At 70.1% G+C, this 13803-nt stretch carries 13 protein-coding genes; 7 read left to right on the top strand and 6 right to left on the bottom strand.

Annotated features, from left to right (window positions below; genetic code table 11):
• Positions 1-5: 5 nt before the first annotated feature.
• From AB0E90_RS12550 to AB0E90_RS12535, 4 genes are all read right to left on the bottom strand, one after another.
• Entirely contained in the window at positions 6-1256 is a 1251-nt protein-coding gene (locus tag AB0E90_RS12550) for a glycosyl hydrolase family 18 protein (RefSeq protein ID WP_360403200.1), read from the bottom strand.
• Between the two features lie 166 nt (positions 1257-1422).
• Positions 1423-2736 carry a carbohydrate-binding protein gene (locus tag AB0E90_RS12545; RefSeq protein WP_360403354.1) on the bottom strand — a complete coding sequence of 438 codons (1314 nt, stop codon included), beginning with the start codon at positions 2734-2736 and terminating at the stop codon, positions 1423-1425.
• Positions 2737-2924: 188 nt separating this feature from the next.
• On the bottom strand, positions 2925-3710 hold the full coding sequence (locus tag AB0E90_RS12540) for a membrane protein insertase YidC (protein ID WP_360403198.1): 786 nt from the start codon (positions 3708-3710) through the stop codon (positions 2925-2927).
• A 71-nt stretch (positions 3711-3781) separates the two neighbouring features.
• Positions 3782-4042 carry a hypothetical protein gene (locus AB0E90_RS12535; protein WP_360403196.1) on the bottom strand — a complete coding sequence of 87 codons (261 nt, stop codon included), beginning with the start codon at positions 4040-4042 and terminating at the stop codon, positions 3782-3784.
• A 64-nt stretch (positions 4043-4106) separates the two neighbouring features.
• Here AB0E90_RS12535 and AB0E90_RS12530 point away from each other — a divergent pair, with 64 nt between their 5' ends.
• The 3 genes from AB0E90_RS12530 to AB0E90_RS12520 all read left to right on the top strand — a co-directional run bounded on the left by AB0E90_RS12530 (position 4107) and on the right by AB0E90_RS12520 (position 8189).
• A complete protein-coding gene (locus AB0E90_RS12530) occupies positions 4107-5261 on the top strand; it encodes a glutamate--cysteine ligase (protein WP_360403194.1) in 1155 nt (384 codons plus the stop codon).
• Between the two features lie 24 nt (positions 5262-5285).
• Complete coding sequence (locus AB0E90_RS12525) at positions 5286-6671, top strand: FAD-dependent oxidoreductase (protein ID WP_360403192.1); 1386 nt, start codon at positions 5286-5288, stop codon at positions 6669-6671.
• A gap of 135 nt (positions 6672-6806) precedes the next feature.
• Positions 6807-8189 carry a polysaccharide deacetylase family protein gene (locus tag AB0E90_RS12520; RefSeq protein ID WP_360403190.1) on the top strand — a complete coding sequence of 461 codons (1383 nt, stop codon included), beginning with the start codon at positions 6807-6809 and terminating at the stop codon, positions 8187-8189.
• On the opposite strand, the gene AB0E90_RS12515 is transcribed toward AB0E90_RS12520, so the two are convergent.
• Positions 8186-8995, bottom strand: a complete 810-nt coding sequence (locus AB0E90_RS12515) for a DNA-formamidopyrimidine glycosylase family protein (RefSeq protein ID WP_360403188.1) — start codon at positions 8993-8995, stop codon at positions 8186-8188. The two genes, AB0E90_RS12520 and AB0E90_RS12515, sit on opposite strands and share 4 nt — an antisense overlap.
• Positions 8996-9074: 79 nt before the next feature.
• Here AB0E90_RS12515 and AB0E90_RS12510 point away from each other — a divergent pair, with 79 nt between their 5' ends.
• The 4 genes from AB0E90_RS12510 (at position 9075) to rocD (ending at position 12604) form a co-directional block, all read left to right on the top strand.
• Positions 9075-9671: an ATP-dependent Clp protease proteolytic subunit gene (locus AB0E90_RS12510; RefSeq protein ID WP_360403186.1), complete on the top strand. Its 597-nt coding sequence runs from the start codon at positions 9075-9077 to the stop codon at positions 9669-9671.
• 107 nt (positions 9672-9778) lie between these two features.
• The gene (locus AB0E90_RS12505) at positions 9779-10423 is read left to right on the top strand and encodes a hypothetical protein (RefSeq protein ID WP_360403184.1); all 645 of its coding nucleotides are present in this window, start codon (positions 9779-9781) and stop codon (positions 10421-10423) included.
• A gap of 187 nt (positions 10424-10610) precedes the next feature.
• On the top strand, positions 10611-11396 hold the full coding sequence (ddaH, locus tag AB0E90_RS12500) for a dimethylargininase (protein WP_360403182.1): 786 nt from the start codon (positions 10611-10613) through the stop codon (positions 11394-11396).
• Positions 11393-12604, top strand: coding sequence for an ornithine--oxo-acid transaminase (rocD, locus tag AB0E90_RS12495; protein ID WP_360403180.1), 1212 nt, complete (start codon positions 11393-11395; stop codon positions 12602-12604). Before ddaH ends, rocD begins: the two co-directional genes overlap by 4 nt.
• Here rocD and AB0E90_RS12490 read toward each other — a convergent pair.
• On the bottom strand, positions 12601-13755 hold the full coding sequence (locus tag AB0E90_RS12490) for an FHA domain-containing protein (protein WP_360403178.1): 1155 nt from the start codon (positions 13753-13755) through the stop codon (positions 12601-12603). The two genes, rocD and AB0E90_RS12490, sit on opposite strands and share 4 nt — an antisense overlap.
• Positions 13756-13803 lie beyond the last annotated feature (48 nt).

Below are 13803 nucleotides of genomic sequence, written 5' to 3'. Positions count from 1 at the left end.
GTTTTTCAGGGGAGTGTGGAGAGGTGGGGCTTGACGGTGTTGGCGAACGAGTTGCCGTTGGTGACATCCCAGTTGATCGACCAGGTCATTGCGCCCCGAATGCCGGGATACGTGGCCGGCGGCTGGAAACTGCCGCAGTTGGTGCCCCGGGCCAGGCAGTCCAGGGCCGCGTTGACGTTGGCCGGTGACTGGTAGCCGCCGCCGGCCGCGCTGCTGCTGGCCGGCAGGCCGAGGGAGACCTGGTCGGGGCGCAGGCCGTTCTGGGTCTGGATGCAGGCCAGGGCGGTCAGGAAGTTGACGGTGCCCTGGGAGTACGCCTGCATCTGGTCGCAGCCGAGCATCGAGCCGGAGTTGTAGTACTGCGTGTGCACCACGGTGAGGATGTCCTTGATGGACAGCGCCAACGCGAAGTACGACGAGCCGGTGCTCTGCATGTCGATCGTCTGCGGCGCCATCGTGATGATCAGGTTGGCGCCGGCCTTGGTTCGCAGGCTGCGCAGCGCGCTGGCCATCCAGGTCGAGTTGAGGCCGTTCTCCAGATCGATGTCGACGCCGTCGAAGCCGTACGCCGTCATCAGCGAGTAGACCGAGTTGGCGAAGTTCGTGGCGGCGGTCGAGTCGGCGACGCTGACCGTGCCCTTCTCCCCGCCGACCGAGATGATCACCTTCTTGCCGCGCGAGTGCAGCGTGGCGATGTCGGCCTTGAACTGGGCGTCGGTGTAGCCGCCGACCTGCCCGGCGAGGCCGGCGTCGAGGGTGAAGGTGACCGCGCCCGGCGTGCTGGTCGCGTCCGCGAAGGCAACCGCGATCAGGTCGTAGTTGGTCGGGACGGCGGCGAGCTTGAGGGCGGCCGCGCCGTTGTAGAAGTTCTGCCAGTAACCGGTGAGGAAGTGGGCCGGCAGGGTGCCGCTGGGCGACGTGGTGGGCGACGTCGTCGGGGGCGTGGTCGTCGGCGCCGTGGTCGGCGTCGTTGTCGTGGGGGCGGTAGTGGGGGTGGTCGTTCCGCACGATCCGGCGTCCGCCCACACGTCCCACTGGCCCGAGTGGGTGGCCGGCGACTCGTTCTGCGTCCACCACTTGGCGTTGTAGTTGTGGCCGTTCTGCGAGGCGCTGTTGCCGCCCACGTAGACCTGGGTGGCGCTCCACGCGGGAGCACACGCGACGGCCGCGCCGGCCGTGCCCGAGAAGTAGACAGCCGCGCCACCGGCGACCAGCGCCGCTACGGTCGCGAGGACCACCGATCTGGAGCGCTTCATCGCCGTCCCTCCATGTAGCTCTGTGAGATGTATCAATCCTTAGGACTGTTAACAATAAAGTCCAGGGGGCCGGACGTTAAACAACCTTAAATTTTTCGCACCTTCTGCAGAGACGACGATGGGCTGAATGCGCAGGTCAGCGCATTCAGCCCATCGATTCACGTCACTACTTGCGGAACTGGATCCAGTTGACGTTGACGAAGTCGTTCGGCTGCCCGCTGGTGAAGGTCAGGAACACCGTGTGGGTGCCGGTGACGGCGGAGACGTTGCCGGGGATCGACGTCCAGGTCTGCCAACCGCCCGTGCTCGCCAGCGCGAAGCTGCCGATCGGCGCGTTCGACCGGCTGTCCAGGCGGACCTCGACCAGGCCGCTGATCCCGGAGCTCGCACCCGAGGCGACCCGGGCGACGAAGTCCTTCACCCCGCCGCTGCCGAAGTTGACGTTGTTGAACTGGGCCCAGTCACCGTTCGCCAGGGATCCGATGTCCTGGCCGCCCTCGGAACAGGTCTCGGCGACCACGCCGGACTGCGCGTTGAACGACTCGGCCTCGATCTTCGCGAACGCGTCCCGGGTGGTGCCACTGGTCGGCGACGTGGTGGGCGACGTCGTCGGCGGAGTGGTGGTCGTGCCGCCCGAGGACTGGTAGACAGCCACGTAGTCGACGGTCATCGGGACGCCGGACTGGGTTGCCGACGTGGGGCCGCCGCCGAACGCGGCCGGGAACCCGCCGCCGATCGCCACGTTGAGGATCACGAACATGCCGTGCTGGGTGGCGTTGTTCCAGGTGGTGGCGTCGACCTGGTTGGCGTTGACGGTGAAGTAGTTGGTGCCGTCCAGGTACCACCGCATCTGCTCGGGCGACGTGCTGCGGTCGTACTCCACCGCGTAGGTGTGCATCGCGGTCTGGCAGCCGGAGCAGGCGTGCTCACCGCTGGTGATGCCGGTGGTCTCGTTGCACGGGCCGCCCGGGTTGGTGCCGCAGTGCAGCGCGCCGAACACCGACGACCGGCCGTTGATGTCCTCCATGATGTCCCACTCGCCGATGCTCGGCCAGTTCGTGGCGCCCACCGGGCGGGCGGCCGCGCCAAGCGCCCAGAACGCCGGCCAGTAGCCGGCGGCGGCCGCGCCGCTGACGTTCGGCTGCTGGAGTCGCGCCTCGATGCGGACCTTGCCGCCGGCCGGCGCGGCGAAGTCGGTGCGCTGCGTCTCGACCCGGCCCGACGTCCAGTTGCCGGCCGAGTCCCGGATCGGCTTGATCACCAGGTTGCCGCTGCCGTCCTGGTAGACGTTGCTGGTCGAGTTGGTCATCGTCTCGACCTCGCCGGTGCCCCAGTTGGCCGCGCCGCCGGCATATCCGGTGCCGATGTCGTAGAGCCAGTTCGCGGTGTTCAGGCCGGTGCCGGCCGCGCCGGTGAAGTCGTCGCTGAAGACCGTGGTCATGCCGGCGGGTGCGGCGGGGACGGCCGCGTTGGCATCCATCGTGAAGACGGCGGTCGCGGCGACCGCGACGGCGGCGGTCGCCACCGCGAGGACGCCGCGGAGCCTCGTTCTGGTCCGGGACATGGGTTGCGCCTTTCTGAAGGGGGGTCGAGAGGCGGGAGTCGGGGCGCGTGAGAGCGCTCTCAGCGCATTTCACGCGTGTTACAGGGCATTGTCAATATTGGCGTTCAACGATTGCCCGTTGATACCGGCTTCCGGAGAACGGCGTGCTCAAGGGCGGTCCACGAGCTGGAGGTGACCAGATAGAGGGCGCCGGCCAGCGGCATCCAGGCGACCACCGCCACGGTGAAATAGGGCATCGCTTTCAGCAGCCGCGGAGCCTCGGCCGGCATCCGGCGCGACGACCAGCGGGCGATCAGCGCGGCCAGGACCATGAGCAGGGCGAAGACCGGCAGGCCGGCCATCAGGTGGGCGGTCAGTGGAATGCCGAGGACGGCGCCGGCCGGTGCGTTCATCGCGACCCGATACATGATCATGAAGAACGGGGCCTGGGCCAATGCCGGCAGAAAAGCGGCGAATGGATTCAGGCCGTTTGCCCGCTGCAGGGCGAGCGTTTCGGTGGCCAGGGCCATCGGGTCGCCGGCGTGCTTCTTACGCAGCTTTTCGATCTGCGGATTCAGGGTGGCGCGGCGGCGTTCCCCGCGGACCTGCAGATAGGTCAGCGGACTGATCAACAGCCGCACGAGCAGGGTGAAAACGATAATCGCCAGGGCCGCCGCAAGGCTCCCGGCGAGCGGGGCGAGGGCGGCGGCGAGGGCTTCGATGATGGAGTGGGCGGCACCGACCACGGCGCCGAAGACGGTGGACATGGGAGATCCCTTGCGGTCCGGAGAAATGGGACGCAAAGGCGGCAGCAAAAGTTGGGCAGGATCAAGGGGTTCGGGGCGCAACCACGCACGCAGGTCGCCGTGGTGGGGTGAGCGCTCTGGCCGCGCCAGCGGCCAGCTCACCACGCCGCGGTCCCGGCGGGAGCGGCGGTCCGCACCACCCACCCAGGCACGACATCCGGATCTTGATCTTGCTTTTAGGCTGCCGCGGGGCTCAAAGCCGGAGCTCGGGAGCGGGGACGGCCCGGGGCGTCCGGGTCGGCCAGGCGGGGGCGCTCGGCGGCGCGGGCTCGGCGGGACAGCGCGAAGGTGGCGACAGCCATCGTCGGGGCCGGAGTCGGCAGAGCCGTGGCGGCGACGATCAGAATGGCGGCGGCGACCAGCGCCAAGCCGAGAACGAGCTGCGGCGCAGTGGGGTCGAGCAGGGCGGCCAGCGCCCAGAAACCCTCCAGCAGCATGGCGCAACCGTAGCGCTGCCGGGCAACCGTTTCCGCATGTCGGCGCGCGGGTAACCGGCAGGGCATGGACACGGCTTCCGGTGGGACCACGATCTCCGCAGAGATGGCCGAGGAGGCCGAGTCGCAGGAGTTGCTGACGCTCGGCATCGAGGAGGAATACCTACTGGTCGACGCGGTCGAACCGCGCGGCGTGGAGGCGGTCGAGGAGGTGCTCGACCGGATCCCGGCCGAGTACGCCGAGTCGGTGCAGCGCGAATACTTCCGCACCCAGATCGAGGTGGCCAGCCCGCCGCAGCTGGAGCTGAGCGGTCTCTACGCGGCCATGCGCGAACTGCGCGGCGTGGTGGCCGGCGCGGCCGAACAGGCCGGCGCCCGGCTGGTCGCGGTCGGCACCGGCCCGGCCTCCGGACCGGTGTCGCGGCTCGTCGACCGGCCGCGCTACCACCGGATGCGGGAGCGCTTCGGCGACCTCTCCCCCGGTCAGGGCATGTGCGGCACGCACGTGCACGTCAGCATCCCGGACCCGGACAGCGGCATCCGCGTGCTGAACCGCCTGCGGCCCTGGCTGCCGGTCTTCCAGGCCGCCACCGCGAACTCGCCGCTCCACAACGACCACGACACCGGCTACGCCAGCTGGCGGTCGATGCTCTGGGAGCGCTGGCCCACCGTCGGCCCGACGCCCTACCTCGAGTCGCACGAGCACTACGAGACGCTGGTCTCCGACCTTGAGGCGAGCGGCGCGATGCTCGACGAGGGAATGCTCTATTGGTACGCCCGGCTCTCCGCCAACTATCCCACCGTCGAGATCCGGATGGGCGACGTGATGCCCAGCCTGGACGACGCGATGCTGCTGGCCGCGCTGGCCCGGGCCCTGGTCGCGACGCTGCTGCGGGAGCCGCTCGATGACCCGGCGCCGGAGGTGTCACATCCGCTGCTGGTGGCCGCGCACTGGCGGGCTGCGCGCGACGGCCTTGAGGGCCAACTGCTCGACCTGGCCAGCCGGGAGCCCCGGCCGGCCTGGCGGCTGATGCGGCAGCTCTTCGACTACGTGCGCCCCGAGCTGGAACGGCACGGCGACCTGGAGATGACCACCATCCTGATGGGACGGCTGCGCTCGCACGGCACCGGCGCCGCCCGGCAACGCGCGATCCTCGGCAAGAACGGCTCGGTCGCCGACGTGGTCGACTGGCTCGCCCGAGTGACTCGCGCCGAATCCTGATCCGGTGAGCCGCCGCGACGTAGGTTGGATTTCGTGAAGCTCGTCGTCATCGGGGGCGATGCGGCCGGCATGTCGGCGGCGTCGCAGGCCCGCAAGCGTCTCGGCCCGGAAGAATTGCAGATCGTCGCGTTCGAGCGGGGGCATTTCACGTCGTACTCGGCCTGCGGCATTCCGTACTGGATCGGTGGGGCGGTAGACGATCTCGACGCTCTGGTCGCCCGCACGCCCGAGAAACACCGCGAGGCCGGCATCGACGTGCGCCTGCGGCACGAGGTGGTCGCGATCGACCTCGAACGCCGGCAGGTCGTCGCACGCGACCTCACCGACGGCAGGGAGGTCCGGGAAAACTACGACCAGCTGATGTACGCCGCCGGCGCGTCCCCGGTCACCCCGGAGTGGGCGCGGGTCCCGGCGGCCGGCATCTTCGGCGTGCAGACCCTGGACGACGGCGCCGCCATCATGGGCTGGCTCGACGGCTCGCAGCCCGGCCGGCCGCGGACCGCCGTGGTGATCGGCGGCGGGTACATCGGGGTGGAGATGGCCGAGGCCATGCTGCGCCGTGGTCTCGACGTCACGCTGCTGGAGAAGTCGGCCCAGCCGATGGGCAAGACCGTCGACCCCGACGTGGGCAACATGGTCGCCGAGGCGATCCGCCGCGAGGGCATCAAGGTGGTCACCGAGGCGCACGTCGAGGGCCTCGAGACGGCCGGTGGCCGGGTGACCGCGGTGGTCACCCCGGCCGGTTCGCTGCCGGCCGACATCGTGATCATGGGCTTGGGCGTACGCCCCAACAGCGCGCTCGCCACCACGTCCGGACTGCCGGTGGGACCGACCGGCGGGTTGCGCACCGACCGGCGGATGCGGGTCGACGGCACCGACAACGTCTGGGCGGCCGGCGACTGTGTGGAGACCCGGCACCTGATCACCGGGGCGCCGGTCCACGTTCCACTCGGCACCCACGCCAACAAGCAGGGCCGGGTCGCCGGCATCAATCTCGCCGGCGGCTACGCCACGTTCCCCGGCGTGATCGGCACCGCGGTGACGAAAGTCTGCGAGCTCGAGGTGGCCCGCACCGGCCTCACCGAGAAGGAGGCGCGGCACGCCGGCTTCGAGTTCGTCACGGCGAGCGTGGAGTCGACCAGCCGGGCCGGTTATTACCCCGGCGCGAGTCCGATGACGATCAAGCTGATCGCCGAGCGCCGCACCGGAACGCTTCTCGGCGCGCAGATCGTCGGCAAGGCCGAGGCGGCCAAGCGGATCGACGCGCTGGCCGTGGCGGTGTGGAACCGGATGAGTGTGGAGGAGATGACGGCGCTCGATCTGAGTTACGCGCCGCCGTTCGCCCCGGTGTGGGACCCGGTGCTGATCGCCGCGCGCAAGGCAACTGAGGCAGTGCACCAGAAGAACTGAGCCCGACATCGGTGGATCCGGTCGATTTCATGAGGTCCGGTGTCACGGAGCGCGAACTGCTGTTACTACCGACCGTAGGGCTGAAATCACCCATCCGGTATCGCATCAGATCTTGCTTCACGGTAGAGATGCAGCATGTCGCCGCAATCTCTTCAATACCCGAGCCCGGCGACCGGCGACGTCGCCGAGGCGCACGGCCGGCATCGGCGTCCGGAGTCGCTGGCCGACGCCCGGCCGCGGGTCAGCTACGACCTGCCCGCGGTGCCAGTTCCCGCTCAGCGCTCCGCCCGGCACCATCGCAACATCCCGGCCCAGCGCGGCGTTCTGAGTCAACTCAGCGCCCTGGGCCAGCTCGGCGGTTTGGCGCAGAGCAACTCGCGGTCGGCCCGGCACTCGGCCGGACATCGGGCGGCGGGCAACCAGCGCCCGGTCACCGGCAGCCACCGCGCGCCCGGCACCCTGCCGATCGAGTCCTGGCTGCTGATGGGCAAGACCCGGCAGCAGGTGCTGCTCGCCTCGCTGGTCGCGGCCGGCCTGCTGCTGGTGGCGATCCCCAGCACCCGGGGCAGCGAGAACATCGACGCGGTGAACGCCGCCGCCCAGGGCAAGAGCGGCACGCACGCCGCGCAGAAGGCGAAGACCAACGGCGGTTCGGGCAACTCCTCGAAGGACGATGCCGACGCCACGCCGGCCGGCGCCACGACCACCCCCGCCCCGAGCGCGCCGGCCGTCCAGGCCGGCGGCGCGATCCCGGCGAGCGAGATCGAGCACGGCAAGGGTCCCGGCAAGTCGATGCTCGTCACCGGCAACACCACGGTGGCACTCACCTTCGACGACGGGCCTGACCCGGAGCAGACGCCGAAGATCCTGGCGCTCCTCGACCAGTACCAGATCAAGGCGACGTTCTGCCTGGTCGGCCAGCAGGTGCAGAAGCACCCCGAGATCGTGCGACAGATCGTGGCCGCCGGGCACACGCTCTGCAACCACACCTGGAATCACAGCCTCACCATCGGTAAGGACAAGCCGGAGAAGATCCAGGCCGATCTGGCCCGGACCAACGCCGCGATCGAGGCGGCCGCCCCCGGCACGCCGGTGCCGTTCTTCCGGGCGCCCGGCGGCAACTTCACCGATGCGCTGGTCGGCGTGGCCGCGTCGGACGGGATGACCTCGCTCTACTGGCAGGTCGACCCGCAGGACTGGAATCACACCGAGGGCGAGACCGACGCGGCGCACATCGCCCGGGTCGTCGCCACGGTCAAGAAGCACGTGCGGCCGGGCTCGATCGTGCTGTCGCACGACTTCAACCAGCCGGACACGATCGCGGCGTACCAGAAGCTGCTGCCCTGGCTGAAGGAGAACTTCACGCTCGGCATCCCGGCGCAGCCCACGACGTCGCCGACCACGCCGCCGACCGCTTCACCGACGCCGAGCTCGCCCACCCCGACCGAGACGCCGGCCACGCCGGACCCGGCCGTGTCGGCCAGCCCGCAGCCGGCCGACGCCGCAGCGACCAGCTAGCCCGGCTGGCAGGCCGGGCACCAATACAGGTTCCGGCCGGCCAGCGGGCCACGACTCACCTCGGTGCCACAGACCAGGCAGGGCTGGCCGGGGCGGCGGTAGACGTACACCTCGCCGCCGTGCCGGTCGACGCGCGGCGCCCGCCGCATCGCCTCCGGGGTGTGCACGGTGTGCACGGTGTCGATCCGGCCACGCGCCACCCCCTCCTTCATCAGCGCCCGCAGGTCGGCCCAGAGCGCGTCCCAGCCGTCGGAGCCGACCAGGCGGCCCGGCGTGGTCGGCGACAGCCCGGCCCGGAACAGCACCTCGTTCGCGTAGATCAGGCCGCAGCCGGCCACGATCGACTGGTCCATCAGCAGCGCGAAGATCGGCTTGGTGCTGGTGGCGATCCGGCGAAACGCGGACGCCGGGTCGGCGTCGTCGCGCAGCGGGTCGGCGCCCAGCCGGTCACGCAGCCGCTGCGCCTGTACCGGATCGAACACCTCGCACGCGGTCGGCCCGCGCAGCTCCAGCCAGTGCCGATCGCCGCTCACCCGCATCCGCAGCTGCCCGACCGGCGCCGGCACGGGCGCCTCGCCGTCGCTGAACTTTCCGTAGAGTCCCAGGTGGACATGGACGCTGAGGTCGCCGTCGTAGTGATGGAGCAGATGCTTGCCGTACGCCTCGGTGTCGCGCAGCGTGCGCCCGTCGACAAGCCGGGCTCCGGCCGCGAAGCGCCCCTGCGGGCTGTCGACCGCGAGCCGCCGGCCGGCGAACAGTGCACGATGCTGCGCGGCAAGGCGATGAATGGTGTGTCCCTCTGGCACGAGGGGGAAGGTTATCCGCTATTTCTGCCTAGAGGAGAATCATTGGTTGTGACCAGGGATGCTGAGGAAAGCTGGGGACATGAGTGACGGGCTGACGATGCGCGGTGGCGCATCCTTCGACGACCAGGTCTTCGAGCGGCTCCTGCGGGAGCGCATCATCTTCCTGGGCAGCGAGGTGAACGACGAGGTCACCAACCGAATCTGCGCCCAGATGCTGCTGCTCGCCTCGAACGACAGCGAAAAGGACATCGCGCTCTACATCAACTCGCCGGGCGGCTCGATCAGCGCCGGCATGGCGGTGTACGACACGATGCAGTACATCAAGAACGACGTGGCCACCATCGCGATGGGCATGGCCGCCTCGATGGGCCAGTTCCTGCTCTGCGCGGGCACCCCCGGCAAGCGGTATTCACTGCCGCACGCCCGGATCATGATGCACCAGCTCTCCGGCGGCATCGGCGGCACGGCGGCCGACATCGCGATCCAGGCCGAGAGCATGCTGCACATCAAGCGCGTGATGAACGAGCGGATCGCGTTCCACTCCGGGCACACCGCGGAAGAGGTCGAGCGCGACGCCGACCGCGACCGCTGGTTCACCGCGACCGAGGCCAAGGAGTATGGCCTGGTCGATCACGTGATCAGCAAGGCCAGCGACGTGGTGGCCCTCCCGGCCTGACCTGTCGATCAATGGGCGCGCGGCGGTTGCCGCGCGCCCGTTGTGTGCTCGGTGGGAGTTCTGGGTAGAGGTATGGCATCCCCCAGATCCGTCAAGGAGGTGCTGACGTGAGGCTCCCGACGTTCTCCCGCCAGACCGAGTCCGAGACCGCGGAGGCGGACCGCCCGATCACGGCGGGTTCCGCCACTACTACCGACACCGACACCACGGCGCGGGCGAGCACGCCCGTGCGCCCGCGTAAAGACGATGACACGACGGCCGACCTGCGGCCGGCCGACCGCTCGGTGACCCCGCCGCCCCCGCCCGCCGCCGTCGAGCGGTGGCCGGACAACCGCGACGCGGACCGCGACACCGCGGTCACCGAGCGCACCCCGGTGGTCACCGAGAAGCCCGTCGTCGTCGACGAAAAGCCGGTGGTCACCGGACCGAAACCGCGGGCCAGCCTGCTCGCCACCCTCGGCCTGGTCCTCGGCGTCGCCGCCGTCCTGCTGGTGCTGTCCGGGCCGCTGCTCGGCTACGGCATCGGGGTGGCCGGTCTGGCGCTGATCCTGTCGCTGGCCGGCATCCACGCCACCGGTAAGCGGCACGTGGCCGGCAAGAGCGACGCCCTCCTCGGCATGGTGCTCTCGCTCGGCGCGATCGTGCTCGGCGTGCTCGCCCTGACCGGGTCGCTCACCTGGCTCGGCACCGACGTGCAGCCGGTGAACAACCTTCGCGAGTGGCTTGATTCACAGTTTGTCAACAGGTTCTGACGGGCACTAACCAGTTCGCGGTCAGCGGTTCGCGGCCGCAACACCCCTCGAAGGGCGGCTCAATGATGAGCCGCCCTTCGACGTGTGCAACGAATCGCCGCTCTGCCGAGAAAGAGCGCAACGATCGAACGCTGCACGCACGGTTGATCCATAGTTTCAAACGGCCAACCGCCCTAGCGTTTCAGTCATGCGCCGATACCTCATGTGCCGCCCCACCCACTTCGCGGTCACGTACCGGATCAACCCGTGGATGGACCCCACGGCGCCGTACGACAACGCCCTTGCCGTCCGGCAGTGGGAGACGCTCCGGCAGACCTACCTCGGGCTGGGCCACACCGTCGAGCTGATCGACCCGCTGCCCGGGCTGCCCGACATGGTGTTCGCGGCGAACGGCGCGACCGTGGTCGACGGCCGGGTGCTCGGAGTGCAGTTCCGCGACGCCGAGCGAGCCGACGAGGCCCCGGCGTACGCGGCCTGGTTCCGCGAGCGCAGCTTCGACGTGACCATGCCCAAGCACACCAACGAGGGCGAGGGCGACATCCTGCTGGCCGGGGACGTCCTGCTCGCCGGCACCGGGTTCCGCACCTCGCACGCCTCGCACGCCGAGACGCAGGAGGTGCTGCGCCGCCCGGTGATCACCCTGCAACTGGTCGATCCGGCCTATTACCACCTGGACACGGCGCTGTGCGTGCTCGACGACACGAACGTCGCGTACCTACCGGATGCCTTCTCCCCCGGCTCGCAGGCCGTCCTGCGTCAGCTGTACCCGCACGCGATCATCGCGAATGTCCAGGACGCCGCGGTATTGGGCCTCAACGCGGTCAGCGACGGCCGTACCGTGGTGCTGCCGGTGCAGGCCACCCACCTGACCGCCGAGCTCAAGGCCGCCGGTTACCAGACCGTCGGAGTGGACGTCTCCGAGCTGCGCAAGGCCGGCGGCGGACCGAAGTGCTGCACGTTGGAGGTGCGATGACAAGCGTGGACATGCGTACGCCGGAGGCGCTCGCGGAGGCTGAGCGCTGGACTGCGCACAACTACCATCCGCTTCCGGTCGTCGTCGCCGAGGCCGAGGGCGCCTGGGTCACCGACATCGACGGGCGGCGCTACCTCGACTTCCTCGCCGGTTACTCGGCGCTGAACTTCGGCCACCGGCACCCAGGGCTGATCGCGGCCGCGCACGCCCAGCTCGACCGGGTCACGCTGACCAGCCGGGCGTTCGTGCACGACCAGTTCGCCGACTTCTGCCACGGGCTGGCGCGGCTCTGCGACAAGGACCTCGTGCTGCCGATGAACACCGGCGCCGAGGCGGTGGAGACCGCGATCAAGGTGGCCCGCAAGTGGGGTTACCAGGTCAAGGGCGTCCCGGCCGGGCAGGCCGAGATCATCGTGGCGGCCGGGAACTTCCACGGGCGTACGACGACGATCGTCAGCTTCTCCACCGATCCGGAAGCTCGTAATGACTTCGGGCCGTACACCCCGGGCTTCGTGACGGTGCCGTACGGCGATCTGGCCGCCCTGGCCGACGCGTTCACCCCGAACACGGTGGCCGTGCTGATGGAGCCGATCCAGGGCGAGGCGGGCGTGCTGGTGCCGCCGGAGGGCTACTTCGGTGGCGTCCGGGAGCTCTGCGACGCCAACCACGCGCTGTTCGTGGCCGACGAGATCCAGTCCGGTCTGGGCCGCACCGGCCGCACCTTCGCGATCGAGCACGAAGGTGTCGTCCCCGACATGTACGTGCTCGGCAAGGCCCTCGGCGGCGGCATCGTGCCGGTCTCCGCGGTCGCCGCCGACCGGGACGTGCTGGGCGTGCTCAAGCCCGGCGAGCACGGCTCCACCTTCGGCGGCAACCCGCTGGCCTGCGCGGTCGGCGCCGAGGTGGTGCGGCTGCTGGCAACCGGCGAGTTCCAGAAGCGGTCGGAGGAGCTGGGCGACCGGCTGCACGCCGGTCTGAACGCGCTGATCGGCCAGGGAGTGGTCGGAGTGCGCGGGCGTGGCCTGTGGGCCGGCGTCGACATCGACCCGGCCCTGATGACCGGCCGCGAGGCGTGCGAGCGACTGGCCGCGCGCGGCGTCCTGGCCAAGGACACGCACGGCTCCACGATCCGCCTGGCCCCGCCACTCGTGGTGACGGCCGACGAGCTGGACCATGCGCTGGCCCAGCTCGCGGCCATCGTCGCCTAGCGGTCGAACTTTCGCAGGGCCATCGTCGGAGCCTCGCCCATCACCGAAGCCGGCTGGGCGAGCCCGCCGGTGGCCCACATCTTCGACCGGCCCACGTTGACCCCGGCGTACAGCTCCACCACGTCCGTCGGGGCCAGCGGGCGGCTCTCGCTGCGGCCCAGGGCGATCCGGCCGTCGTCGTCGCTCGAGCCACCCGGGCGGATGCCGGAGCCGTTGGTGCTGACGTCCTGGACGGTCAGCGTGCCGTCGTCACGCAGCGCGAACTGCACGTGGCCGCGGCTGATCCACTTCCGGGCGTCCTCACTCAGCCACTGGCCGAGCATGACGCCCTTGCCGCCCTCCGGCGCCCGGCCGACCACCACCGGTTCCCCGGTGGAGACGACGAACCGGTTGCGGATGACGCCGTCGATGCGCACCGACAGCACCTCCACCGCCGGCCGGGGCCCGATGTCCTTGAGCTTCTCGCCGTGCCGGGGACAGGTGGGCGTCCCGGCCCGCACGGCCGGCGGCGGCTGGGCGACCGGGTTGGTGAAGGTCCGCATGTCGGCGAACATGCTGTCGGCATCGGCGCCGGTCCCGAACGTGGTGCAGTTCGACTCGGGGCACCGCCAGATGCGGGCCAGCATGCGCTCCCCCATCGGTGAACGCTCGGGCTGCTTGCCCGGGTCACCGCGGCCGACCCGGGAGACCAGCACCGGGATGCCGCCCTCGCCGGCCACCGCGGCCAGCAGCCGGCCCGGCTCGTCCACCCACGGGCGGCGAGCGCGGTACTGCTCGCCACGCGTACGGGTGAGGACCGGGACGCCGAGCAGCTCGGCCACCTCGAAGACGCGGTCGTCGAGCATCGGCACCACCTCGACCTTGCCGTCGTCGGCCCAGCGGCGGATCACCATCCGCTCGTTGGAGGTGAGGTCGGTGTCGGAGAGCAGGCCACGCGGCGACACCACGTAAACCGGCACATTCTCCTCAGCGAAGTACTGTCCGAGGGCGTCGACGACCAGCCCGAGACGCACCGAACTGGCCGGCCGGCCGCCGTCGAGGTCGGCGTAACGCACGATCTCCGACAGGTCGACCACCGCCCGCGCCAGCGCCGGATCGGTGGACAGCCGCGCCTCGATCGCATCGAGAACCTTGCTGACCTCGAATCTCACGGATCCTCCAGGTGTTCTTGCCTCGGCCCATCATGCCGTACCCCTCAG

The organism is Actinoplanes sp. NPDC026619 (assembly GCF_040638295.1).
GTDB lineage: Bacteria > Actinomycetota > Actinomycetes > Mycobacteriales > Micromonosporaceae > Actinoplanes.
Note: the sequence above shows the minus strand (reverse complement) of the source record. Positions and strands in the feature narration are given on the sequence as shown.